Origin of the sequence: Serratia sp. BNK-33-b (assembly GCF_048684565.1) — a bacterium.
In the GTDB taxonomy this organism is placed as follows: domain Bacteria; phylum Pseudomonadota; class Gammaproteobacteria; order Enterobacterales; family Enterobacteriaceae; genus Serratia; species Serratia marcescens.
Genome location: NZ_JBLQTZ010000001.1, coordinates 3484123 through 3507214, shown reverse-complemented (window position 1 = coordinate 3507214; position 23092 = coordinate 3484123). Strand labels below are relative to the sequence as shown.

At 60.7% G+C, this 23092-nt stretch carries 23 protein-coding genes; 12 read left to right on the top strand and 11 right to left on the bottom strand.

The features are described from left to right. The first annotated feature begins 4 nt into the window (after nt 1-4). Both ACMGGK_RS16870 and ACMGGK_RS16865 read left to right on the top strand, forming a co-directional pair. Complete coding sequence (locus tag ACMGGK_RS16870) at nt 5-961, top strand: ABC transporter substrate-binding protein (RefSeq protein ID WP_016928635.1); 957 nt, start codon at nt 5-7, stop codon at nt 959-961. Beyond that, on the top strand, nt 958-1965 hold the full coding sequence (locus tag ACMGGK_RS16865; RefSeq protein WP_420277048.1) for a FecCD family ABC transporter permease: 1008 nt from the start codon (nt 958-960) through the stop codon (nt 1963-1965). Before ACMGGK_RS16870 ends, ACMGGK_RS16865 begins: the two co-directional genes overlap by 4 nt. A 64-nt stretch (nt 1966-2029) precedes the next feature. On the opposite strand, the gene dld is transcribed toward ACMGGK_RS16865, so the two are convergent. From dld to ACMGGK_RS16850, 3 genes are all read right to left on the bottom strand, one after another. Next, the gene (gene dld, locus ACMGGK_RS16860; protein ID WP_420277047.1) at nt 2030-3736 is read right to left on the bottom strand and encodes a D-lactate dehydrogenase; all 1707 of its coding nucleotides are present in this window, start codon (nt 3734-3736) and stop codon (nt 2030-2032) included. Nucleotides 3737-3862: 126 nt separating this feature from the next. Then, on the bottom strand, nt 3863-4657 hold the full coding sequence (gene map, locus ACMGGK_RS16855; RefSeq protein ID WP_016928632.1) for a type I methionyl aminopeptidase: 795 nt from the start codon (nt 4655-4657) through the stop codon (nt 3863-3865). After that, complete coding sequence (locus ACMGGK_RS16850) at nt 4654-4857, bottom strand: ParD-like family protein (RefSeq protein ID WP_049299473.1); 204 nt, start codon at nt 4855-4857, stop codon at nt 4654-4656. Before ACMGGK_RS16850 ends, map begins: the two co-directional genes overlap by 4 nt. A 168-nt stretch (nt 4858-5025) precedes the next feature. On the opposite strand from ACMGGK_RS16850, the gene ddlA reads away from it, so the two are divergent. Next, entirely contained in the window at nt 5026-6129 is a 1104-nt protein-coding gene (ddlA, locus tag ACMGGK_RS16845; protein WP_015377061.1) for a D-alanine--D-alanine ligase, read from the top strand. A 34-nt stretch (nt 6130-6163) separates the two neighbouring features. Here ddlA and ACMGGK_RS16840 read toward each other — a convergent pair whose 3' ends face one another. Continuing rightward, nucleotides 6164-6943: an ABC transporter substrate-binding protein gene (locus tag ACMGGK_RS16840; protein WP_033641010.1), complete on the bottom strand. Its 780-nt coding sequence runs from the start codon at nt 6941-6943 to the stop codon at nt 6164-6166. A gap of 34 nt (nt 6944-6977) precedes the next feature. Next, on the bottom strand, nt 6978-8132 hold the full coding sequence (locus tag ACMGGK_RS16835; protein WP_021503974.1) for a methionine aminotransferase: 1155 nt from the start codon (nt 8130-8132) through the stop codon (nt 6978-6980). Between the two features lie 118 nt (nt 8133-8250). On the opposite strand from ACMGGK_RS16835, the gene ACMGGK_RS16830 reads away from it, so the two are divergent. The 3 genes from ACMGGK_RS16830 to ACMGGK_RS16820 all read left to right on the top strand — a co-directional run bounded on the left by ACMGGK_RS16830 (nt 8251) and on the right by ACMGGK_RS16820 (nt 12578). Further along, nucleotides 8251-9171 carry a LysR substrate-binding domain-containing protein gene (locus ACMGGK_RS16830; RefSeq protein ID WP_016928628.1) on the top strand — a complete coding sequence of 307 codons (921 nt, stop codon included), beginning with the start codon at nt 8251-8253 and terminating at the stop codon, nt 9169-9171. A gap of 112 nt (nt 9172-9283) precedes the next feature. Beyond that, a complete protein-coding gene (gene bglX / locus ACMGGK_RS16825) occupies nt 9284-11581 on the top strand; it encodes a beta-glucosidase BglX (RefSeq protein WP_049299476.1) in 2298 nt (765 codons plus the stop codon). A 73-nt stretch (nt 11582-11654) separates the two neighbouring features. Continuing rightward, nucleotides 11655-12578 (top strand): PEP phosphonomutase, encoded by a 924-nt coding sequence (locus tag ACMGGK_RS16820; RefSeq protein ID WP_048795758.1) that lies wholly within the window; start codon nt 11655-11657, stop codon nt 12576-12578. On the opposite strand, the gene ACMGGK_RS16815 is transcribed toward ACMGGK_RS16820, so the two are convergent. Beyond that, nucleotides 12575-13603, bottom strand: a complete 1029-nt coding sequence (locus ACMGGK_RS16815) for a methyltransferase (protein WP_420277046.1) — start codon at nt 13601-13603, stop codon at nt 12575-12577. The genes ACMGGK_RS16820 and ACMGGK_RS16815 overlap by 4 nt on opposite strands. 353 nt (nt 13604-13956) lie before the next feature. Between ACMGGK_RS16815 and ACMGGK_RS16810 the strand changes: the two genes are divergently transcribed. Continuing rightward, nucleotides 13957-14349, top strand: a complete 393-nt coding sequence (locus tag ACMGGK_RS16810; protein WP_004939596.1) for a hypothetical protein — start codon at nt 13957-13959, stop codon at nt 14347-14349. Between the two features lie 73 nt (nt 14350-14422). Here the strand turns inward: ACMGGK_RS16810 and ACMGGK_RS16805 are convergent, their stop codons facing one another. Continuing rightward, entirely contained in the window at nt 14423-15223 is an 801-nt protein-coding gene (locus tag ACMGGK_RS16805; RefSeq protein ID WP_080062472.1) for an alpha/beta fold hydrolase, read from the bottom strand. 237 nt (nt 15224-15460) lie between these two features. Here ACMGGK_RS16805 and ACMGGK_RS16800 point away from each other — a divergent pair, with 237 nt between their 5' ends. From ACMGGK_RS16800 to ACMGGK_RS16780, 5 genes are all read left to right on the top strand, one after another. Then, nucleotides 15461-16216: a CDP-diacylglycerol diphosphatase gene (locus ACMGGK_RS16800; protein ID WP_197758156.1), complete on the top strand. Its 756-nt coding sequence runs from the start codon at nt 15461-15463 to the stop codon at nt 16214-16216. Nucleotides 16217-16384: 168 nt separating this feature from the next. After that, a complete protein-coding gene (locus ACMGGK_RS16795) occupies nt 16385-16909 on the top strand; it encodes a MarR family winged helix-turn-helix transcriptional regulator (RefSeq protein WP_080350166.1) in 525 nt (174 codons plus the stop codon). After that, on the top strand, nt 16906-18237 hold the full coding sequence (locus ACMGGK_RS16790) for a c-type cytochrome (RefSeq protein WP_239044360.1): 1332 nt from the start codon (nt 16906-16908) through the stop codon (nt 18235-18237). Before ACMGGK_RS16795 ends, ACMGGK_RS16790 begins: the two co-directional genes overlap by 4 nt. Before the next feature lie 16 nt (nt 18238-18253). Beyond that, nucleotides 18254-18706, top strand: coding sequence for a (2Fe-2S)-binding protein (locus tag ACMGGK_RS16785; protein ID WP_049299480.1), 453 nt, complete (start codon nt 18254-18256; stop codon nt 18704-18706). A gap of 2 nt (nt 18707-18708) precedes the next feature. Next, nucleotides 18709-20952, top strand: a complete 2244-nt coding sequence (locus ACMGGK_RS16780; RefSeq protein WP_420277045.1) for a molybdopterin cofactor-binding domain-containing protein — start codon at nt 18709-18711, stop codon at nt 20950-20952. A 38-nt stretch (nt 20953-20990) separates the two neighbouring features. Here ACMGGK_RS16780 and ACMGGK_RS16775 read toward each other — a convergent pair whose 3' ends face one another. The 4 genes from ACMGGK_RS16775 to ACMGGK_RS16760 all read right to left on the bottom strand — a co-directional run bounded on the left by ACMGGK_RS16775 (nt 20991) and on the right by ACMGGK_RS16760 (nt 23054). After that, nucleotides 20991-21293, bottom strand: a complete 303-nt coding sequence (locus ACMGGK_RS16775) for a hypothetical protein (protein WP_004939584.1) — start codon at nt 21291-21293, stop codon at nt 20991-20993. Beyond that, nucleotides 21290-21925 (bottom strand): AAA family ATPase, encoded by a 636-nt coding sequence (locus ACMGGK_RS16770; RefSeq protein ID WP_015377071.1) that lies wholly within the window; start codon nt 21923-21925, stop codon nt 21290-21292. The genes ACMGGK_RS16775 and ACMGGK_RS16770 overlap by 4 nt, the downstream gene beginning before the upstream one ends. Before the next feature lie 271 nt (nt 21926-22196). Continuing rightward, nucleotides 22197-22538 (bottom strand): HNH nuclease YajD, encoded by a 342-nt coding sequence (yajD, locus tag ACMGGK_RS16765; protein WP_004939576.1) that lies wholly within the window; start codon nt 22536-22538, stop codon nt 22197-22199. 54 nt (nt 22539-22592) lie between these two features. Further along, entirely contained in the window at nt 22593-23054 is a 462-nt protein-coding gene (locus ACMGGK_RS16760; RefSeq protein WP_049299482.1) for a GNAT family N-acetyltransferase, read from the bottom strand. Between the last annotated feature and the right edge of the window lie 38 nt (nt 23055-23092).

The window sequence follows — 23092 nt, the reverse complement described above, 5'->3', positions numbered from 1 at the left end:
AAACATGAACACACGCGTATTCCCCCTGCTCCTGCTGCTGGCCGGCGGGGCGGCGGCGGCCGAAAAATTTCCCGTCACCGTAGAAAGCTGCGGTACGCCGGTCACCTTCAACCAGGCGCCGCAACGCGCCGTCATCAACGACATCAACATGGCCGAGATGGCCTTTGCGCTCCATCTGCAGGATCGCATTGTCGGGCTGACCGGCATCACCGGCTGGTACAAACTGACGCCCGATTTCAAGGCCGCGATGGGCGCCATTCCCGAACTGGCGCCGAAATATCCCGCTCTGGAAACGCTGCTGGCGGCACAGCCAGACTTCTTCTTCGCCGGCTGGAATTACGGCATGAAGATCGGCGGCGACGTCACGCCGGAGAAGCTCGCCCCGTTCGGCATCAAAACGCTGGTACTGAGCGAGAGCTGCGTACAGGCCGGCGGGCGGCCACAGAAGGCCGATATGAACCTGCTGTATGACGATGAGCTGAAGCTCGGCAAGATTTTCGGCAAGCCGCAAGAGGCCGCCGCGCTGGTTGAGGGCTGGCGGCGCCGGTTGGCTGCGCTTCCCGCCAGGCCGGCGGGCCAGCCGCCGCTTAAAGTGTTCGTCTATGACTCGGGGGAGGAGAAGCCTTTCACCAGCGGCAGATACGCCATGCCGACGGCGATCATCGAAGCGGCGGGCGGCCGCAACGTGATGGACGGTTTGCCGGCGAGCTGGACGACGGCGTCCTGGGAGGCGGTGGCGGCGGCCGAGCCCGACTTCATCATTCTGCTGGATTATCAGACCGGGTCAGGCGCCGATGCGCTGCGGCGCTTCCTCGAGTCTCACCCGTTGATGAAGTTGACGCCCGCGGTACGGCACCATCGTTATCTGAAACTGCAGTATGCGGAGCTGACGCCGGGGCCGGCCAACATCGGCGCGGTGGAAAAGCTGGCGCGGGCGCTGTACGCGCCGGAGGCTGAATGAACTCGCCGATCCGGTGGTTTATGCTGCTCGCGCCGCTGGCGCTGTCAGTGTTGTGCGGGCTAATGATCTGGAGCCTGCAGCTGGGCAGCGTCGCGCTGTCATGGCGGCAGACGATGGCGGCATTGGGGCTTTCATCGGCGCCCCTATCCGGCATGCTGGATACCATCGTCGTGCAACTGCGGGTGCCCAGAGCCTTATTGGCGGCCTTGACCGGCTCCGGGCTGGCGATGACTGGCGCGCTGCTGCAGACCACCACCCGTAATGAGCTGGCCGATCCTTTTTTGTTTGGGCTCTCCTCCGGCGCCTCCGCCGGCGCGGTGCTGGTCATCACGCGCTTTGGCGATGCGCTGGGCGCGCTGACGCTGCCGTTGTCCGCTTTCGCCGGCGGCATTTTGTCCGCGATGGCGGTGATGATCCTGTTTCGCGTCAGCCGGGTCAGGCGCGCCGAGCAGCTGATCGTCTGCGGTCTGGCGGTCTCGTTTTTGTTCAGCGCGCTCACCAGCTACCTGGTGTTTTCCGGCGATCAGCGGGCGGCCGGTTCGGTGTTGTTCTGGTCGCTGGGCGGGTTGGGGCTGGCGCGTTGGGATAATCTGTTCATTCCGTTGGTGAGTTTCGCGCTGCTGGCCGGGTTTACGGCGCTGCGTTGGCGGGCGCTGGACGCGCTGCTGGCGGGCGAGCACACCGCCCATTCGATGGGGGTCAACGTGGCGCGCCTGCGCACCGAGACCTTTCTGTGCTGCGCATTGTCTACGGCGTTTCTCGTGTCGCTGACGGGCGTCATAGGGTTTGTCGGGCTGATGGTGCCCTATCTGGCCCGGCGCCTGGTGGGCGTGCGCCACCGTTTGGCCGTGCCGATGTGCGGCCTGCTGGGGGCGATGCTGCTGACCGGCGGCGACATGCTCAGCCGCAGTCTGATCCCCAATCAGGAGCTGCCCATCGGCATCATTACGGCCGGGCTGGGGGGCGCGTTCATCGTCTCCTTGCTGCTGCGCGCGGAACGCTGAATGGGCCATTGAAGGCCAAAGGGGAAGGTGAGGCGGCCCGCGTCGGCGGGCCGATCGTGCGGTCTTAGCGGAGGTCTTCGGCCCAGCCCTTGCGTTTGCTGGTTTTGCCGATGCCGGGGTTGAAGCTGTTGGTCGGATCGGCGGTGCGGTAGAACGCTTGCAGATCCGGTTTGGCGTGGTACAGGTGGCCGACGTTATGCTCCGCCGGGTACTCGGCGCCGCGCCGGTTGAGGATCTCGAGCATCTTTTCTTTCAGCGCATGGCTGTCCACGCCTTTTTTCACCACGTAGTCCTGGTGGAAGACGTGGCACATAAAGTGGCCGTAATACAGCTTATGCACCAACTGACTGTCGATTTCCGGCGGCAGCGTTTCGAACCAGTCGGTGTCGTTGCGGCGCAGGGCGATGTCCAGCGCCAGAATATCCTCCACCTTGTCGGCGTGCACCGCGTGGTAGCGCACGGCGGCGCCGGCGGCGGCGAAGCGGTGCAGGAAAGCCTTTTTGCCCTCGTCAGGCGTGCAGGCGAAGAAGGCGCCTTCGGCCTGGGCGAAATAGTCGGTCAGGTAGCGCTGGGCCTCTTCCACGCCGGGGCCGGCCATCTTCAGCAGCAGATGGTGTTCGAAACGTTCGCGGTATTCCTTCATGCGTTTCGGCAGGTGGCTCGGCGCCAGATGGCTCAGGCCCTGCATCAGCCGATCGGTCAGGTTGTGCGGCAGCAGCGGCAGCTTGTTGAGGCTGGCGTCCATGCGGCCCTTCAGAGTGAAGAAGCGCGGCATCTGATCGGTGCCGAGCTTGTCGATCATCATGAAGGTGTCTTTGCCGTACACCTCGGCGATGTCGAAGATATCGCGGTGCATGTATTCACCGGCCACCGGCAGGTTTTCGAATCTGCTCAGCATGTGGCGGCGCAGTTCAGTCAGCACCGCGGTGTCGTTGGTGCCGATATAGAACACCTGCTCTTTGCCCTCTTTCTCGAAGGTGTCGAGCCGCACCGCGAACACCGCCAGTTTGCCGGCGCAGCCGGAGGCTTCGTACAGGCGGCGTTTGTCGGCGTTGAAGCGGGAAGGGGTGTCGGCATCGACGTCGCGCACCCGGCTGGCGTATTCGTTATCCGAGGCGCGCAGCTCACCGTATTCGACGTCCTCCGGGCGATAGTCGCCTTTTTCCAGCCGGGTGAGGATCTCTTCCGGCGTGTCGCCGAGGCGGATGCCCAGATGGTTCACCAGGCGCAGCTGGCCGTCTTCCCCTAACTGGGCGTACAGCGCCATTTCGGTATAGGCCGGGCCGCGTTTCACCAGCGAGCCGCCGGAGTTGTTGCATACGCCGCCGATCACCGAGGCGCCGATGCAGGAGGAGCCGATCACCGAATGCGGTTCGCGGCCGTAGGGTTTGAGCAATTTCTCGAGGTGGTGCAGGGTGCTGCCGGGGAAGCCGACCACCTGCTTGCCGTTGTCCAGCACCTGAATATGATCGAGGCGCAGGGTGCTGACGATGACGATATCGCGATCATAGTCGTTGCCGCTGGGGGTTGAGCCCTCGGTCAGGCCGGTGTTGGCGGCTTGCATGATGACGATTTTGTCGGCGGCCACGCAGGCCTGCAGAATGCGCCACAGCTGCAGCAGGCTGGTAGGGAATACCACCGCCAGCGCCTGGCCTTCGCCGGAGCGGAAGCCCTTGCGATAACGCTCGGTGTTGCGATCGCCGGTCAACAGCTGCGGGCCGCCGACGATGTCCTTGAGCTGATTGATAAACGTCTGATTGCCTGACTGCATGCTGCCTGTCTCCCTGTCATCCCCGTCGCCTTAACCGCGGCACCGGGGTGCCGCGCAACAAGCTAAGAGGTTATTAATTAAATAACTTATTAAGCTATCAGCTTGGTAGGCTAATGGCTTGCGGGTTTAGTAGCGCTCGGCGTAACCGGCTCGGCGCTCTTCGTCGCGCAGCGTCAGGATCTCCACGCCGTCGGCGGTGACCGCCACGGTGTGTTCCCACTGCGCCGACAGTTTTTTGTCGCGCGTCACCACCGTCCAACCGTCCTTCTTCTGTTTGATGCGGCGGTCGCCTTGGTTGATCATCGGCTCGATGGTGAACACCATGCCTTCCTGCAACGCCATGCCGCTGCCGGCTTGACCGTAGTGCAGCACCGCCGGCTCTTCGTGCATGTCGCGGCCGATGCCGTGGCCGCAATATTCCCGCACGATGCTGTAGCCGGCCTGTTCGGCGTGCCGCTGGATGGCGTGGCCGATATCCCCCAGGGTGGCGCCCGGTTTGACCGCGCGAATGCCCTGCCACATCGATTCATAAACGTTGTTCACCAACCGTTTGGCCAGCGGCGTCACCTGGCCGATGCAGTACATCTTGCTGGAGTCGGCGATATAGCCGCCGTTTTCCAGCGTGATATCCACGTTGACGATCATGCCGGAACGCAGGATCTTGCTGGCCGACGGCACGCCGTGGCACACCACATCGTCCACGGAGGTGTTGAGCACATAGGGGAAATCATACTGCCCCTTGCTGGCCGGGCGCGACTTCAGTTCTTCGACGATAAACGCCTCGGCGCGGTCGTTGATCTCCATGGTGGAGATGCCTTCGACGATGACCTCATCGAGCATAGCAAACACTTTGGCCAGCAGAGCGCCGGAATGGCGCATTTTGGCAATCTCTTCCGGCGTTTTAATCACAATCTGTTTCACCCGACAATCTCCTTCAGCGTCAGCGCGTTATCTTTCATCATTTTTTTTACCAGTTGCGGATAGGTCAGTTCCGGATGGAACTCCGCCAGCATGCCGATCTTGATCCAGTACTCGGCCTGCGCATTGATCGAACGCGTCATGGTCAGGCTGGCGAGGCGCAGATCGTCATGCAGCGTGTCCGAAATTTTTACGATGCCCATCGGCGTCTCCATAAATGAACAGTATACGAAGTGTATACGTTTGGGATGGTCGCGATGTGGCATTCTGTGGCGTAAGAAGATTCTGGCAACAACGATTGCCGCCGCCAGGCAATGCGTTTATTGTGATGAACGACTTTTTTGCCATGATTTTTCAGAAGGATTTAAGGCGTGACTAAACTACGTGTTGGGGTGATTTTTGGCGGTAAATCGGCGGAGCATGAGGTGTCGCTGCAGTCGGCCAAAAACATTGTGGATGCAATCGACAAAGAGAAGTTTGACGTCACGCTGCTGGGGATCGACAAACAGGGGCAGTGGCACATCAACGACGCCTCCAATTACCTGCTCAACGCCGAGAATCCGGCGTTGATCGCGCTGAACCGCTCGAACAAGAACGTGGCGCTGATCCCGGGCCAGGAAAAACAGCAGCTGATCGAAGCGGGCAGCGCCGGCGCGCTGGGCCAGCTCGACGTCATTTTCCCGATCGTGCACGGCACGCTGGGGGAGGACGGCTCGCTGCAGGGGCTGCTGCGCATGGCCAATATGCCGTTCGTCGGCGCCGGCGTGCTCGGCTCGGCGGTCAGCATGGATAAAGACGTGACCAAGCGCCTGCTGCGCGACGCCGGGCTGGCGGTGGCGCCGTTCGTCACCCTGACGCGCGCCAACCGCGCCGGCTTCACGTTTGAGCAACTGAGCGAGCGCCTCGGCCTGCCGCTGTTCGTCAAGCCGGCTAACCAGGGCTCGTCGGTCGGGGTCAGCAAGGTGGAAAACCGCGCCGAGTTTGACGCGGCGGTGGCACTGGCCTTCAGTTTCGATCACAAGGTGCTGGTGGAGTCGGCGATCGTCGGCCGCGAGATCGAGTGCGCGGTGCTGGGGAACGACGATCCGCAGGCCAGCGTGTGCGGCGAGATCGTGCTGAGCGACGCCTTCTACTCCTACGACACCAAATACATCAATGAGCAGGGCGCTCAGGTGGTGGTGCCGGCGGCGATCGCGCCGGAAGTGAGCGACCACATCCGCGAGGTGGCGCTGAAGGCGTTCCGCGCGCTGGAGTGCTTCGGGTTGGCGCGGGTGGATGTGTTCCTGACGCCGGACAACCAGGTGGTGATCAACGAGATCAACACGCTGCCGGGCTTCACCAACATCAGCATGTATCCCAAGCTGTGGGCCGCCAGCGGCGTCAGCTACCAGGCGCTGATCACGCGCCTGATCGAATTGGCGCTGGAGCGCCACCAGCAGGATCGCGCGCTGAACAGTTCGGTGTTCGATCGCTAAACGCGGCAGGGGGCGGCGGTGCCGCCCCCGCCCATCACTTCACCGTCACATCGATATCGCCGAAATACTTCTTCGACAGCGCCGCCACCGTGCCTTGCTGCTTCACTTTGGCGATGGCGGCATCCAGTTTCTTCTTCAGCGCCTCATCCCCTTTACGCAGGCCGAAGGCGATGCCTTCACCGAGGATTTTGTCGTCGCGCACCGCCTCGCCGACGAAGGCGAAGCCTTTGCCGTCCGGCTGTGACAGGAAGCCGCTTTGCCCCGAGGGCGCCATCACCAGCGTGGCGTCGAGCCGACCGGCCGCCAGATCGAGATACACCTGATTCTGATCCTGGTAAGACACCACATCCACGCCCGCCGGCGCCCAATGGGTTTTGGCGTAAATCTCCTGAATCGAGCCTTGCAGCACGCCCACGTGTTTGCCCGCCAGCGCGTTGGCGTCCGGCAGCAGGCCGCTGCCGGCTTTGGCGATCAGGCGGTTCGGCACCTGATAGATGGCGTCGGTAAAGGCGATCGCCTGGCGCCGCTGTTCGGTCACGTTCATCGCCGAGTTGATGGCGTCGAACTTGCGCGCCTGCAGCGCTGGGATCAGGCTGTCGAACGAGGTTTCCACCCAGCTGCATTGCAACTGCGCGGCGGCGCACACCGCGTCGCCCAACTCGATGTCGAACCCTTCCAGTTTGCCGCTGGCGGATTTGGATTCGAACGGCGGATACAGCGCTTCCAGACCGAAGCGCAGGCTGTTTTCCGCCGCCAGAGAAGAGCCGGCGGCCAGCAGGCATCCGGCGGCGAACAGCGTTTTCAAAGCTTTCATAGGCAGTGCCCCTTTCCCATGGTCGGACAAAAAATTACACCTGGCTCAGGCGACGCGCGCCTTCCAGCAGGGTCTCGTTATCTTTGGAAAAACTCAGCCGAATAAGGCCGGTATCGGTGCCGTCGCTGTAGAACGCCGACAGCGGGATCGTCGCCACCTTCGCTTCGCGGATCAAGCGCACGGCGAAATCATTGTCGCTTTCGTGACTGAAGCCGCTAAAGCGGGCCAGCATGAAGAAGCTGCCGCGGCTGGGCAGCAGCTCAAAGCGCGAATCCTGCAGGGCGCTGGCCAGCAGATCGCGCTTTTGTTGGTAAAACGCCGCCAGCCCCAGGTAGCTCTGCGGGTTGGCGAGCGCGGCGGCGAAGGCGTGCTGCATCGGCGTATCGGCGGAGAACACCATGAACTGGTGCACCTTGCGGATCTCGTCCATCAACGCCGCCGGCGCCAGGCAATAGCCGACGCGCCAGCCGGTGACGTGGTAGGTTTTGCCGAACGACGACACGATCACGCTGCGTTCCGCCAACTGCGGATAGCGCGCCATGCTGTGGTGAATATCGCCGTCGAACACCACGTGCTCGTAGACCTCGTCGGACAGGATCACGATGTCGGTGTCGCGGGTCAGGGCGGTCAGGCGGTCGATATCCTGCGCGTCGAACACCGCGCCGGTCGGGTTGTGCGGCGTGTTGACGATAATCATGCGCGTTTTGCCGTTGATGGCGGCGGCCACTTCGTCCCAGTCGACGCGAAAATCCTGCAGCGACAGTTTGATCGCCACCGGCGTGGCGCCCTGCAGGCGCACGATCGGCGCATAGCTGTCGAACGCCGGTTCGAAATAGATCACCTCGTCACCGGGATGCACCAGCGCGCTGATCGCCGAGTACAGCCCTTCGCTGGCGCTGGCGATCACCGTGATTTCTTCGTCGGCGTCATAGCGCGCGCCATACAATCGTTCAGCTTTTTCCGCCAGAGCAGCACGTAACGCCGCCACGCCGCTCATCGGCGCGTATTGGTTATGACCTGCGCGCATGGCTTGCGCCGTTGCCTCGATCAACTGCGGATCGCCGGCGAAATTGGGCGCGCCCTGCGACAGATTGAGGGCCTGATGTTCGGCGCTGAGTTGGCCAATGACGGTGAAGATAGTGGTGCCGACGTCCGGCAGCTTCGAGCGGGATGAGCAAGCGCTCTGCATGATGGGCTCCAGGCAAACAGGGAAGTGTTGAGCGATTAAGCATCAGCCGGCGTAGGCGGACAAGGGAAAGTTTGTCATACTTGCCATGCACTACGATCATACCTAATCGAGGCTCGCTATGCCGATATCCCTGCCGTCGCTCGACGTGTTGAAAACCTTCGTGGTGGTGGCGCAACGCCTTAACTTTACCCATGCCGCCCGGCAGCTGCACCTGACGCAGGGGGCGGTCAGCCGGCAAATCCTTGGGCTGGAACAGCGCCTGGGGTATCCGCTGTTCAGCCGCCAGGCGCGCGGTCTGACGCTGACGCCGCAGGGCGCGCAGCTGCTGGCGCCGGTGCAGCAGGCGCTGGGGCAGTTGGATGAAGCCCTGACGCGGGCCGCAGCCCCGCCGGGGGCGCTGCGCATCAAATGCCCGACCTGCGCCATGCGCTGGGTGCTGCCGCGCATCATTCGCCTGCAGAATGAACGGCCGGACATGCACATCGAACTGACCGCCTCGGTGTCACACGGCCTGGATTTCAGCGCCGAGCAGTTTGACGCCGCGGTGCTATTCGGCCGGCCGCCGGGCAAAAAGCTGACCGCGCACCTGCTGTTCGACGAAATCCTCACGCCGGTCTGCACGCCGACGTTTCTGCCGCCGGCGCCTCGGCTGACGGACTTGACGGACAAAACTCTGCTGCACCCGACGCGCGATCGGCGCGACTGGCTGCGCTGGCTGAAGGCGGCGGGCGCCGATGCGTTGCCGTCCGGCAAGGCCCAGCATTTCGATACCCTCGATCTGGCGATGAGCGCGGCGCTGCAAGGGTTTGGCATCGCCATCGGCGATCTGTGCCTGTTGGAGGAGGATATTCAGGCGCGGCGCGTCGTGACGCCGTTCCCGCTCTGCGTCAGCAGCGGCGCGGCCTATTATTTGGTCTATCCTGAACGCACGGTGGCGCCGCCGACGTTAACCGCGCTGGTCGATTTTCTGTCGGCGGAGGCCGCCGACAGCCGCGCCCGGCTGCAGAATTACCTGCCGATAACCTGTAATGCTTTGTAAACATTAGCGATGCGAATTCCCTTGGCGATGAAACAGAGTGTGGCAAACTGTTTCTTCACTCCGATTAAACCCCGCGGCTTTGGCGGCGGAAACACGCCTGAGATAAAACAAGATGAAATGGCTTTGTGTGGTGAGTATGTTGTCCGGTCTGGCCCTCAGTCCGGCTTTTGCGCAGGAAACGCCGATAACGCAGGGCATTCACGCCCAGCAGCGCGACGCCTTCGTGTCCAATTTGATGAAGCAGATGACGCTGGAAGAGAAGATCGGCCAGCTGCGGCTGATCAGCGTCGGGCCGGATAACCCGAAAGAAGCGATCCGCGAGGGGATCCGCAAAGGGCAGATCGGCGCCATCTTCAATACCGTTACCCGGCCGGATATCCGGGTGATGCAGGATCAGGCGATGCAGCTCAGCCGCCTCAAAATCCCGTTGTTCTTCGCCTATGACGTGGTGCATGGCCAGCGCACCGTGTTCCCGATCAGCCTGGGGCTGGCGGCCAGCTTCGATCTGGAGGCCATTGCGCTCAGCGCCCGCGTGGCGGCGCAGGAGGCCAGCGACGATGGCCTGAACATGACCTTCGCGCCGATGGTCGATATCACTCGCGATCCGCGCTGGGGCCGGGTGTCCGAAGGCTTCGGCGAAGACACCTGGCTGGTATCGAAAATCGCCAAGGTGATGGTCGACGGTTTCCAGAACGGCGATCCGGCCAAACCCGGTTCGGTGATGGCCAGCGTCAAGCACTTTGCATTGTACGGCGCCGTCGAAGGCGGCCGCGACTACAACACTGTCGACATGAGCCCGCTGCGCATGCATCAGGACTATCTGCCGCCTTACAAAGCGGCGGTGGACGCCGGCAGCGGCGGGGTGATGGTGTCGCTCAACGCGATCAACGGCGTGCCGGCCACCGCCAACCCGTGGCTGCTGAAAGATCTGCTGCGCGAGCAGTGGGGCTTTAAAGGCATCACCATCAGCGACCACGGCGCGATCAAAGAGCTGATTAAACACGGCGTGGCCGCCGACGCGCGCGACGCGGTGCGGCTGGCGATCACCTCCGGCGTCGACATGAGCATGAGCGACGAGTTCTACGACAAGTACCTGCCGGGTCTGGTGAAGGACGGGCTGGTGCCTGAAAGCGATATCGACCGCGCCTGCCGCGACGTGCTGAACACCAAGTATGACATGGGGTTGTTCACCGATCCGTATGTGCATCTGGGCCCGGCGGGTTCCGATCCGCAGGACACCAACGCCGAAAGCCGTCTGCATCGCGCCGAAGCGCGGGTGGTGGCGCGCAAGACGATGGTGCTGCTGAAGAACGATAAGCAGACGCTGCCGCTGAGCAAGCAGGCGACCATCGCGCTGGTCGGGCCGATGGCCGACAGCCAGCGCGACGTGATGGGCAGTTGGTCCGCCGCCGGGGTGGTCAAACAGTCGGTCACCCTGCGCGAAGGGCTGGAGCGGGCGGTGGGCGACAAGGCGCGCATTCTGTACGCCAAGGGCGCCAACGTCACGCAGGATAAAGGCATCATCGACTATCTGAACGAGTATGAGCCGGCGGTGGCGTTCGATACCCGCTCGCCGCAGCAGATGATCGACGAAGCGGTGCAGGCGGCGAACAAGGCCGACGTGGTGGTGGCGGTGGTGGGGGAATCGCAGGGCATGGCGCATGAGGCCTCCAGTCGAGCCGACATCACGATCCCGCAGAGCCAACGCGATTTGATCGCCGCGCTGAAAGCCACCGGCAAGCCGCTGGTGCTGGTGCTGATGAACGGCCGGCCGCTGGCGCTGAGCTGGGAGAGCGAGCAGGCGGACGCGATGCTGGAAACCTGGTACAGCGGCACCGAGGGCGGCAACGCGGTGGCGGACGTGCTGTTCGGCGACTATAACCCGTCGGGCAAGCTGCCGATGACCTTCCCGCGCTCGGTCGGCCAGATCCCGATGTACTACAACCACCTGAACACCGGCCGTCCGTTCGGCAAGGAGAATCCGGGCAAGTACACCTCACGCTACTTCGATTCGCCGAACGGCCCGCTGTATCCGTTCGGTTACGGCCTGAGCTACACCACCTTCAGCCTGTCGGATCTGAAATTATCCAGCCCGACGATGGCGCGCAACGGCAAGCTAACCGCCAGCGTCACGCTGAAGAATACCGGCAAGTACGACGGCGCCACGGTGGTGCAGCTGTATCTGCAGGACGTGACCGCCTCGGTCAGCCGGCCGGTGAAGGAGCTGCGCAACTTCAAGAAAGTGATGCTGAAGGCCGGTCAGTCGCAGCAGGTCGAACTGCCGATTAGCGAAGACGATCTGAAGTTCTACAACGCCAGCCTGAAATGGGGGGCGGAGCCGGGCAAATTCAACGTGTTCGTCGGCCTGGATTCCGACAACGTGCAGGCGCAAAGCTTTACGCTGAAGTAACCTTTTCCCCCTCTTTCACTGCGGTGGGAGAGGGGGATCCATCCTTTCCGCTAATGTCACCGGAGCTTGCCTCATGAAACGGTATCTGGACTGCAGCGCCAGCGATCTGGCCGATATCGGCAAAGCCGATCTGCTCTACGCCATACGCGCCAGCGAAGGGCGCATTTTGGTCAGCGAAACCATCGCGGTCACTCAGCCGCTGCTCAATAACGTCACCAATGCCGAACTGGCGGCCAGTCAGGGCGCCGATCTGTTGCTGTTGAACCTGTTTGACGTCGATCGTCCGCATATCGCGGGCCTGCCCGCCGACGTGCCGCCGCAGGAGGCGCTGCGCACGCTGCAGCGCCTGACCGGGCGGGTGATCGGGGTGAACCTGGAGGCTGTCGATCCGGCTTTCGCCACCGAACATAACGACTTCTGGCAGATGACGGCGGGCCGCGCCGCCACCGCCGAAAATGCCCGTAAACTGTATCAACTCGGCGCGCGCATGCTGGTGCTGACCGGCAACCCGAACAACGGCGTCAGCAATCAGGCGATCGCCGCCGCGCTGAAAGCGATCCGCGATGAAGTGGGCGACGAGATGGTGCTGGTGACCGGCAAAATGCACGGCGCGGGCATTGTGCGCGAAAGCGGCAGCCAGCTGATCGGCGAGCGGGACATCGCGCTGTTCGTGGAAAACGGCGCGGACATCGTGCTGTTGCCGGCGCCGGGCACCATTCCCGGCATGTCGCAGGAGAAAGTGGCGGCGTTGATCGCCTTTGCCCAGCGGCAGGGCGCGCTGGCGATGACGGCGATCGGCACCTCGCAAGAGGGGGCCGACGTGCAGACCGTGCGGCAGATTGCGCTGATGAGCAAAATGGCCGGCGCCGATCTGCATCATATCGGCGATACCGGCTATTTGGGGTTGGCGCTGCCGGAAAACATCTTCGCCTACAGCGTGGCAATTCGCGGCGTGCGCCATACCTACAGCCGCATGGCGCGATCGGTGAACCGTTAAGTCAGGGGTTTTTGCGCCGTGACGATGCTGAAATAGCCGAGCGACGGCAGCACCTGAGCGGGCCCGAAACCGATGTCGCGCAGCAGGCCGCCGATTTCCTTGCCGGAGTATTGGCGGCCCTGCGTCCATCCCATCATCATCAGGCTGTACCCCGCGGCGGCAGGCGGGCCGTCGCCGTCATCGTTGTACAGCACTTCGTGGATCACGATCCTGCCTCCGGGTGGGAGGGCCGCATAGCTCTTTTGCGCCAGGAAGCGGTTCTTGTCCATCGGCCAGTCGTGGAAAATATTGGAGTATAGGTGCAGGTCCGCCGCCGGGTAGGGATCGCGCCACATATCGCCGCTGTGGGTGCCGATGCGGTGGCTGAGGCCGTAATGGCGCGCGTAGTCGGCGGCGAGCGGGCACACCTCCGGCAGATCGAACACGGTGCACGTGAGCGCCGGCCAGTGGGCCGCCAGGCTGATGGCATGGGCGCCGGAGGCGCCGCCGATATCCAGCGCCGCACGGCAGGCGCCGAGGGGCAGCAACGTAGGCCAAACGCTGGCCGATCCCATGCTCAGGCTGTGCATGGCGTGGGTAAAACGCCGCATTCTGTCGGCGTCGAGCGTATGCGTTTCAAACAGCTCCTGCTCGCCATACACCTGCGAAGTATTCTTTCTGATGGCGCTTTCCAGGTTTTGCAGCGTGAAAATCTCGCTGTTTTCAATCATCAAATCCCAAAAATAGCCGAAGTAATGCGGGTTGTTTTTTAACAAAAAGATTTCCGCTTCCGGCGTCAGAGAGAATGTTTCTCCGTCTCTGGCGATCAATTTCAATGCCACTAGCGCCATGACCAGCGTCTCCGTCGGGCGTTTTTTCACATTGGCCTGAGCGCATATATCGGTCAGATTGCGGGGGTGCAGAGCAATAAACTCAAAGATGCCCAGGCGGTGCGCAATAAGCGCCGCCGGATAGAGATATAAATTCATCGTGATATCGAGAATGGTTTTGTCGTCGCATTGCGGCGGCCGGACGGAATGGTTCATGCGGCTCTCCTTCCCCTAAGGCGTGGCGCGTCTTAACAGGCTATGCCACGCCTGTGGTTTTAGCAAAGGGCGAGGGCGCGATTGACCGCAGACCAACGCTTACGTTGTAAATAATTCCCTGGTGAGACTATTTTAAAATTGAATTGGGTGCGGTTAATGTCGAACGTAAAAACTGACGTCGGGCGGAGTAATAACCCCATCATGCATTTTTATTTTACTGGAGGTTAACTTAATCACAGTTATTAACGCATTAGGGTTGTGTTAATCTGGGCCGCCGTTATACCGTACCGACATTCACATTATTTTTGTGAATAATTCAAAGCTAAATAATTCATTATTAAAACGAGATAACAATGAAAAAGAGCATTCTGACCGGCATGATTGCCGCGACTCTGGGCCTGTTCAATACCGCTAATGCCGAAGGGATGGATCCTGCTGCATTGAAAAACGTCTATGACATTACGCGTAATACCAGCGGGCTAATGTCTTACTGCGTCGATAAAGGTTTCCTGAAAGCGGACAGCATCGACAACGCCAAGAAAATGGTGGCCTACGTGGCCGCCATTCCCGGCGGTGTCGACACCCGCGACGGTGACAAGCGTGAAGCGATGGGCCGTGAAGGCAATGTGCTGAACGACGACGGCAAAGTGGTTGCGTTGGAAAAGGAAGCGCCACAGGGTCTGCAGACATGGTGCCAGCAGGCTGACGAAGGGATCCGCCAGGGTCTGACGTCTATTGGTCAATAAACGCCGGATGTAGCCTCCCCCTCCCTAAGGCTTCGTCTGAAGGGAATCTCCGGGCCTGACGGCCCGGAGAATCTCACCAAAACAGCGGAGTGGTGTTTTCAGCCAAAAACGCCAGCAGCGTTTCGTTGACCGCCGTCGGGTTTTCTTTGTTGCTGATATGGCCGGCATTGGGGATCAGCACATGCCGACAGCCGAGAAGATCCGCCATGCGCTGGCCCTCCGTCGGCGGACGCGGTTTATCCTGCGCGCCGGTGATGACGATGCTGGCGGCGGTGATGTTTTCCAGCAGCGCCAGCTTGTCGGGGCGGCCGAAGATCATCCGGCCCAGCGGCACGATGCTGTCGCGCAGCCGATCGGCGGGCAGGCTTTGCAGATGGGCCAGCAAAGGCTGCGACAGCGCAGCGGGCACTTCGTCGGAATAGAACTGCGCCGCGATATATTCCAGCAGCGGTGACGTGATGGCACCGGCCTGTTCCACGGCGGCCAGCATGCCCATGTAGCGCTGCCGCGCCTCCGGCGTTTCGTCGCCCAGGTAGCTGTCCAGCAGCGCCAGCACTTTCACCCGCTCCGGCGCCAGCGCCGCCAGTTCCGCGCCCCACATGCCGCCGACGGACAGGCCGACGATGCCGAACTCTGCAATATCCAAATGATCCATCAGCGCCAGATGATCGGCGGCGATATCCGACAGGCTGTTTCGCCCAGGCGGCAGCGCCGGGGAGTCGCCGTGGCCCCAGAGATCGGGCACGATCAGGCGGTAGCGTTTCGCCAACGCCTCGAACTGCGGTGCCCACATGTTCAGATCGAACAGATAGCTGTGGCCCAGCAGCAACGGAAAGCCCGAACCCACGTCGAGGTAATGCAGGGATTTGCCCATCGTTGGCATCTTATCGGTTCCTTATATAAAGAGAGTCCGGCTGCTTATATCATACTCATATTCAACCTGCGGTATTAATTTACCTTAAATTACTCAGGTGGCGACATATTTGTAATTATCCTTTGCTAACAAGAGGTCAATGAAAGGTGGCATTAAGGATAATATTCTGGTCGAGGCCGGAGCCTTGATTTATGCTGGCGCTCCTTTCAAGATGGAATAGCTAAACAGGGCGTCGCGATGAAAAGACTTTTCAGACTATTAATTATTTTGCTTGTTATTTTGCTGCTGGCGGCGGTGCTGTGGTGGTTCTTCGGGCGCGGCAATCCGAATGCGTTATGGCAAATCGTTAGCCAGCAGTGCGTGCCCAATCAGCAACAGAACCACGATCCGGCGCCCTGTGTAAAGGTTGGCTTAACCGAGGGTTATGTACTGTTTAAAGACAGCAAAGGTCCCTATCACGATCTGGTGATGCCAACCGAAAAGGTCAGCGGCATCGAGAGCCCGATATTGCAAGCGGAGCGAACGCCGCATTATTTCGCCCTGGCCTGGAACAACCGCGAACATATATCCAGCGAGCTGGGTAAACCGTTAAAAGACGCGTGGCTTTCTCTGGCGGTCAATTCGAAATATGGCCGTTCTCAGAATCAGCTGCATATTCACGTTGCCTGCTTGCGCCAGGATGTCTATAACGCGCTGGGGCAGCAGGCGGAGCAATTAGATCAACAGTGGCGACCGCTGGCGGTGAAATTGGTCGGCCACCACTACCTGGCCAGAAAATTGGCGGGCACCGATTTAACCCAGGAAGATCCTTTCCGCTTGTTGCAAAACTATGTGGTCGAGCAGGGCGACAGCATCGGCAATTACGGCCTGGCGCTGGCGGTCAGCCCACAGGGCGAGATGCTGCTGTTGGCGAACCGTTTGAAGCTGACCGATCTGAACCTGGGCTCGGCCGGCGAAATTCAGGACTACCGGTGCGAGGTCGCGGGGAACTGAGTTTTTCTTATCGCTCCCCGTCGTTGGGGAGCGTATGTCGTGCGATACGAACTAACCAAATGTATTAACTCCTTTTTATTTTATTCTCCCTCATCTGCTTGATCCTGTCATAACGTCCGATCTATTATTTGTTTGCACAAGCAAATAAATAATCGAGAGCCATCTGATATGTCTCAACCACGCAAACTTCCTGCTGCACTGGGCATCCATCTGGATGTCACCAACCGTCTATGGCGCACGGCGATGGACCAGTCGGTGAAAATGACCAATCTGACGCGCCCGCATTGGCTGGCGCTGAGTGCGATTGCCGATCTGGGGGATGGCTGCACGTTGAAAGACGTTTCGCAGCATTTGAACGCCGAAGTCTCGACGATGTCGCGCGCGCTGCTATTTCTGGAAAAAAACCGGCTGATCGCTCGCGATGCTCTGTCCGAAGATAAGCGCGCCAAAGGGGTGAGAATGACCGAGGCCGGGCAGGAGATGCTGGCGCAGTTGGATCATTCCAGCCAGCAAGCGAGGGAAAAACTGCTCAACGGCATTTCGGCCAACGATCTGGAGGCTTTTTACCGCGTATTGTTTGGCATCAAGCATAACGCGATAGCGATGCTCGAACAGGAAAATCTGTTGCCGGACGAGTTTGCGCTGCTGGCGGAGGAGCGAGCGGGTGCGATGAAGCCGGAAGGTGAAGCGTGAACGGCCGCTGGCGGAGAGCACAACAGCTGTGCGTTATCGCGTTGGGGATCTTCTCCTGCCCGGTCTTCGCCAGCCAGAATGACCAACAGGTCATCGCACGCGGAAAATATCTGGCTACCGCCGCAGATTGCGCGGCTTGTCACCGCGGCAGCAGCCAACAGGACGCCCCCTACGTCGGCGGTTATGCCATCGCTTCGCCGATGGGCGACATCATCGCCAGCAATATCACGCCCGCCAAGGGGACCGGCATTGGCGACTACAGTGAGCAAGAGTTTCGCCGCGCGTTGACGCAAGGTATCCGGCGGGACGGCCAACCCTTGTATCCCGCCATGCCCTATACCGCTTATCGGGGGTTGAGCGATGACGATCTGCACGCGCTGTATCGTTATTTTATGACCGGGGTCGCACCGGTCGATCGTGCGGTGCCTGAGACCCAACTGACGTTCCCTTTTTCCTGGCGTTATGCGATCCACGGCTGGAACTGGCTGTTTCTGGAAAAAGCGCCCATCGATGAAGATGAGAAAAAAGCGCGGGGTCGCTATCTGGTAGATGTTTTGGGGCATTGCTCGGCGTGTCACAGCCCGCGTAACGGGCTGATGGCGGAACGCCGCGATCGCTATCTGGCGGGAGGGGAGGCCGGCGGTTGGATCGCGCCGAATATCACCTCGGATCCCGTCAGCGGCATCGGCGGCTGGAGCCGGAAAGAGTTGGTGCAGTATCTGCGTACCGGGCGCAATGACAAAGCCCAGGCGGCCGGCGGCATGGCGGAGGCGGTGGAGCATAGCCTGCGTTTCCTGAGTGACGACGATCTCAACGCCATCGCCGACTGGCTTAAACAGACTCCGCCGATCGTCACCGTGCAAGGAACGAAAGCAGCCTATCAATACCAAGGGGGCGGTGAAGGCCGTGCAGCCGGGCAGGCGCTGTATGCCGCTGCCTGCGCTAGCTGCCATCGCCTGGGCGGCGAAGGCGCCTATGACGGCCATTTCCCTGCTTTGACTCACAATTCCACCGTAGGCAGCGAGCGGGTCAATAACCTGATCATGGTGATGCTGCATGGCGTGCAGCGCCAGGGAGAGACGCTGCAAACCTGGATGCCGGGATTCGCCGATAGCCTGGATGACCGACAACTGGCCGAGTTGGGCAACTATGTATTGCAGCAATTCGGCAATCCGGCAGTCAGGATAACGCCGGAGCAAGTGGCTCGGCAGCGGGCGGGCGGTGAAAAACCGCTGTTGATCGCGTCATTGCCTTATGTGTTCTGGGGCGGTGTATTGCTGGCATTGATCGTCATCGGGGCGTGGGTGAAACGTCGGATGAAGCATTGATCTAAGAGAGGATGGCATGAAGTTCAATCTGAACGGCCAGGCGGTCGAATTTAACGGCGAGCCGGATACGCCGCTGCTATGGGCGATCCGAGAACATTTTAAGTTGACCGGCACCAAGTTCGGCTGCGGTATCGGCGCCTGTGGCGCCTGTACGGTACATGTCGACGGTAAGGCAGTGCGTTCATGTTGCTATCCGCTGCAATTGGTGCGCGATCGGCAGGTGACCACCATCGAAGGGTTGTCCACCGATCGCAGTCATCCGGTGCAGCAGGCCTGGATTGCGGAGGATGTGCCGCAGTGCGGCTACTGCCAATCGGGCATGATCATGGCGGTCAGCGCACTGCTGGCGGAACATCCGAGGCCGGACGATCGGCAGATAGATACGGGCCTGACCAATCTGTGCCGCTGCGCCACTTACCACCGTATCCGTGCGGCGGTGCACCGCGCCGCCGACAAGGGAGAACCCTGAGTATGGCGATCACCCGCAGAACCTTGTTAAAAGGCAGCGCGTTGGCGGTGGCCGCCATGCTGCTGCCGATATCGACGCGCAGCCTGGCGGCCGTGGTTTCACAGGACACGGCGCCTCCGGACAACCAGTATGAATTGAACGATTGGATCTGGATCGATCGTGAAGGGCGCATCGTCATCGGCGTGTCGCAATGCGAGGTCGGGCAGGGGATTTATACCGGCCTGGCCGAAGTGGTGGCGGCGGAGATGGATGCCGATTGGGCGCAGGTGACGGTGAAATTCGTCACCGGGCGTGATGCTTACCGTCAGGTTGCCGGGGGCGAGGCTTTCGCGCAGTTTGTCGCCGCTTCAACCTCAATGACCAAATTTTATCAGCGCACCCGGCTGGCCGGCGCACAGGCGAGAGATTTCTTTCTGCGCGCCGGCGCAAAACATTTCGCGCTTTCACCGCAGCAGTGCCGCACGGAGAAAGGCTGGGTGCTTGAGGAGGGCGGGCAGCGCAAGATCGCCTATGGCGATCTGGTGCGCTATGCCGCCGAGCTGCCGTTGGATCCGCAGCCTGCTTTAAAGAGCGAAGCGCAAGAGCAAGAGAGTCTCATCGGCAAGCCGCTGTTGCGGGTCGATACGCCGGAGAAAGTGGACGGCAGTGCGATTTACGGTATCGATATCGATCTGCCGGAGATGCTGATCGGCGTACCCTGGATGGTGCCCGACCTCAGCGGAAAGCTGGTCGCCGTGCGTAATGAACGGCAGATTCGGGCCATGCCGGGCGTGGTGGATCTGGTGCTGACCCGGCAGTGGTCGATGAACAACATGGTCGGATTGGATCACGATATGTCACTCAATACGGTGATCGTGGTGGCGGCGAGCTACTGGCAGGCCAAAAAGGCGGCGGATTTGCTGGAGGTCGACTGGCTGCCGGGCGCAGGGCAAGCGCTGACCGGCAGCGCGATTGCGGCGGAGAATCTGGCGATGCTGGACGGCGATACCTTGGTGCCGGCGGTCGATCGCGGCGAGGCGTCGGCGTTGATTCATAACGCTGAGCAGGATTCGCGCCTGCATGAGGCGCGTTACAGCGCGCCTTATGTGGCGCATGCCACCCTGGAGCCTTGCAACGCCACCAGCCATTATGAAGAGGGCCGTATCGAAACCTGGGGCCCTTTCCAGGGGCAGGACATGGTGCGCAACGTTCTGGCGAAAATGTTCGGGCTGAAGCCGACGGATGTGGTGGTGAATACGACCTACCTGGGGGGCAGCTTTGGGCGCAAATATCTGCCGGATGCCGTGATGCATGCTACCGCCGCCTCCCGGGCGGTGGGGAAACCGGTCAAAGTGATCTATCCGCGCGAGATCGACATGCGGCATGAATACTATCGTCCGGCCTGCATCAGCCATTATCGGGCGCTGTTGGATGAAAACGGCTACCCGCAGGCACTGTGGGCGCGCTATGCCGGGCAGTCGCTCTTCTGGCAGATGCGGCGCGAAACGGTACACGAGGCCGGGGGATGGGATGAAAGTATGGTGGAGTGCGTTTACAGCACGCCGTATTGCATCCCTCATCTGAAAGTGGAGGCCGGCATCGTCGAACAGCCGATTTCCCTGAGCTATCTGCGCGGCGTCGGCAGCGTCGCCAGCCTGTTCTTTTTGGAAAGCTTTATCAGCGAACTCAGCCATGAGGCCAACCTGGACGAGTACCAGTATCGGCGGCATCTGTTGCAGGACACCCCGGAAGCGTTGCGCGTACTGGACGCCACCGCGGCGGCGTCTGGTTGGCAGCATGAACCGCCGCCGGGCGTTTATCGCGGGATGTCGTGCAATATTTGGGTTGGCCGCAATAACGCTTTCACCACTTACGTCGGTTTGGTGGTTGAAATCGCCATTCAGGAGGGGCGACTGCGGGTGCTCCGCGCGATATGCGCGATTGACTGCGGCAAGGTGATAAACCCGAATCTGGTGCGCGCCAACGTAGAGGGCGGCATCGGCTTTGCGCTGACCACCTGCCTGCACAGCGAACTGCATTTTGAACGGGGCGGCGTGGTGGAAGGGAATTTCGATCGTTATCCGCTGCTCGCGATCGCCGAAATGCCCAAGGTGGAAGTGGTGGTGCTCGACAGCGCGCGTGCGCCGCAGGGATGCGGGGAAGTGTCGACTGCGGTGGTCGCTCCGGCGGTGGCCAGCGCGCTGCATAAGGCCACAGGCAAAACCTATCGTACTATGCCGTTCCCGCGCCAGTTTTCATCCGTTTAACGGCCCGCCGGCGTGGTCAGCCGGCGGCTGCCGTGCGGTCAGAGTTTTTTCAGCAATGCCAGCAGCTGCGTTTCGCTTTTCTCCGCCAGCCCGTCGATGGCGAGCTTGATGATGTCGGAGCGGGTGATGCGCACGATGCCGTTGCGCGCCGCCTGCACGATCACCTCATCGATGGCTTCGATGTGGTTGTCCGTCAGGCTGACGGAAATCGCCTTATAGGTGCGCTTGCGGCCGGCCGGCTTGGCTTCCGGCGCGGGCGCCGCAACCGGCAACGTATGCGAGGTGGCGCTGTTGATGAATTCGTCTTCCGACATGCGGTGGGTGGGGGTGCGCTTCTTCACAGGATCACCTCTTTCACCAGGCATTCGATCTCGGCCTGCGCCTTTTCGTTGTTCGCCTCATGCACGGTGATGGCTTCGCCCCAGGCGTCGCGGTAAATTTTGCGATCGCACAGGCGGTGGCTCACCAGGGTGAATTCCGGGTATTCGCTCAGCACCTGCGCCGCTTCGTTGGCTTCATTAATGAAGATATTGGTCGGGCACATGTTCAGCACAATGTAACCTTTGACCTTCTCGTTGTATTCCTGCGCGGTGGAGAACATCTCCGACAGGTAGCCGATGGTGTCGAGATCCATCTGCGAAGGGCGCAGCGGCGAGAGGAACAGATCGGCGGCCAGCAGGCCGGAGCGCAGTTCGGCGCTGTCGCGGCCGGCGGTGTCGACGATCACGTAGTCGTAATGGCGATCGAGCTCCAGCAGCGTTTCCTTGATTTTGCCCGACGCGGCCACCACCGGAATGTGCGGCAGCCCCTCGACGTTCTGACGGTCGTTGTACCAGGTCATGATCGATTTCTGGTCGTCGGCATCGACGATGATCGCCGTCTTGCCTTGCTTAAGAATCAGATACCCGGCGATATTCACCGCTTTCGTCGACTTGCCGACACCGCCTTTTTGCGAGCCAATCAGAACAATCATGCTGCCATCTCTCAAGTTATTAAGCAGGTAACTTATTAAGTTAATGTGCTTATTAGGTTGATAATCAAACAGGTTAACAAGAACAACTCGCGAACAATATGCACCAACTGCGGCGGCTTGCCAAGCCAGTATGTCGTTAACTGTGCAGCTTATTTTGCTCTGGATGGCCCGGATGGGTAAGTAGGAATTCTCTGGGAAGTGGCGATGCGGAGGGGGGGTTTATTAATTTAACAGCTTAATAAGTTAGTGACTCATTAAGCTGTTGTCGACATTATTTCTTCATCATCGCCTTCAGGTTGGCGAACGGGTTGTGAGTGGCGACGCCGATATCTTTTTGCGCATCTTCACCGGCCACCACCGTCGAACCGTATTGATCGGCCTCGGTGTATTTCGAGTGTTCGTGGTCGTGGCAATACAGGCACAGCATTTCCCAGTTGCTGCCGTCTTCCGGGTTGTTGCTGTGATCGTGATCGATATGGTGCACCGTCAGCTCGCGCAGGTTGGAATAAACGAATTCGCGTGAGCAGCGCCCACACACCCAGGGGAACAGTTTCAGCGCTTTTTCGCGGTAGCCGGTTTCCAGCTTCGCATAGTTTTTGGGGATATAGGCCATGGTGGTTGTCCGTCGGGAATCAATATGCGGCCAATAATACCACAGTGCGTGCGGCTACAACGTGCGGCTCATCACCGTGACGGTTTCACCGGCGACCTGGCGTTGCTCCAGAGGGCGCCAGCCGAGTTTCTGATACAGCGTCTGCTGGTCGGGCGTATACAGATACAGTTCGCTGATGCCCTGGGTTAGGCCGTGCTCGATGCAGCGCGCGATCAGGTTGCGGGCAATGCCTTGGCCGCGGTGCTGCGGGTGGGTAAAGACTTCGCTCAGCCAGTATTGGCGCTCCGGTTTATCTGTCAATTCATACCGCGTCAAACTGGCGGTGCCGACGATCTGTTGCTGCGGCGACAGCGCCAGCAACACGACGCCTTGGCTCTCGGGCGCACAGCGTTCAGCCAGCCGCCGGCTGATGGCGTCGCGATTGCTCCACTGCGCAAAGGCGCCCCATTCCTGATGCAGTAATTCGGCCAGTTCGTCAATGCGCTGACGATGTGCAAGCAGCGGTTCGATATGCATGGTTTGCCCGTTTTTATTGTCCGTAAGAGAAGCCACTA

Excerpts from the sequence above, each read along its gene's own strand:
- ACMGGK_RS16870 (WP_016928635.1), top strand. The coding sequence starts at position 5 with ATGAACACACGCGTATTCCCCCTGCTCCTGCTGCTGGCCGGCGGGGCG.
- ACMGGK_RS16865 (WP_420277048.1), top strand. The coding sequence starts at position 958 with ATGAACTCGCCGATCCGGTGGTTTATGCTGCTCGCGCCGCTGGCGCTG.
- dld (WP_420277047.1), bottom strand. The coding sequence starts at position 3,736 with ATGCAGTCAGGCAATCAGACGTTTATCAATCAGCTCAAGGACATCGTC.
- ACMGGK_RS16850 (WP_049299473.1), bottom strand. The coding sequence starts at position 4,857 with ATGGGCATCGTAAAAATTTCGGACACGCTGCATGACGATCTGCGCCTC.
- ACMGGK_RS16840 (WP_033641010.1), bottom strand. The coding sequence starts at position 6,943 with ATGAAAGCTTTGAAAACGCTGTTCGCCGCCGGATGCCTGCTGGCCGCC.
- ACMGGK_RS16835 (WP_021503974.1), bottom strand. The coding sequence starts at position 8,132 with ATGCAGAGCGCTTGCTCATCCCGCTCGAAGCTGCCGGACGTCGGCACC.
- ACMGGK_RS16830 (WP_016928628.1), top strand. The coding sequence starts at position 8,251 with ATGCCGATATCCCTGCCGTCGCTCGACGTGTTGAAAACCTTCGTGGTG.
- bglX (WP_049299476.1), top strand. The coding sequence starts at position 9,284 with ATGAAATGGCTTTGTGTGGTGAGTATGTTGTCCGGTCTGGCCCTCAGT.
- ACMGGK_RS16820 (WP_048795758.1), top strand. The coding sequence starts at position 11,655 with ATGAAACGGTATCTGGACTGCAGCGCCAGCGATCTGGCCGATATCGGC.
- ACMGGK_RS16815 (WP_420277046.1), bottom strand. The coding sequence starts at position 13,603 with ATGAACCATTCCGTCCGGCCGCCGCAATGCGACGACAAAACCATTCTC.
- ACMGGK_RS16810 (WP_004939596.1), top strand. The coding sequence starts at position 13,957 with ATGAAAAAGAGCATTCTGACCGGCATGATTGCCGCGACTCTGGGCCTG.
- ACMGGK_RS16805 (WP_080062472.1), bottom strand. The coding sequence starts at position 15,223 with ATGGGCAAATCCCTGCATTACCTCGACGTGGGTTCGGGCTTTCCGTTG.
- ACMGGK_RS16800 (WP_197758156.1), top strand. The coding sequence starts at position 15,461 with ATGAAAAGACTTTTCAGACTATTAATTATTTTGCTTGTTATTTTGCTG.
- ACMGGK_RS16795 (WP_080350166.1), top strand. The coding sequence starts at position 16,385 with ATGTCTCAACCACGCAAACTTCCTGCTGCACTGGGCATCCATCTGGAT.
- ACMGGK_RS16785 (WP_049299480.1), top strand. The coding sequence starts at position 18,254 with ATGAAGTTCAATCTGAACGGCCAGGCGGTCGAATTTAACGGCGAGCCG.
- ACMGGK_RS16780 (WP_420277045.1), top strand. The coding sequence starts at position 18,709 with ATGGCGATCACCCGCAGAACCTTGTTAAAAGGCAGCGCGTTGGCGGTG.
- ACMGGK_RS16770 (WP_015377071.1), bottom strand. The coding sequence starts at position 21,925 with ATGATTGTTCTGATTGGCTCGCAAAAAGGCGGTGTCGGCAAGTCGACG.
- yajD (WP_004939576.1), bottom strand. The coding sequence starts at position 22,538 with ATGGCCTATATCCCCAAAAACTATGCGAAGCTGGAAACCGGCTACCGC.
- ACMGGK_RS16760 (WP_049299482.1), bottom strand. The coding sequence starts at position 23,054 with ATGCATATCGAACCGCTGCTTGCACATCGTCAGCGCATTGACGAACTG.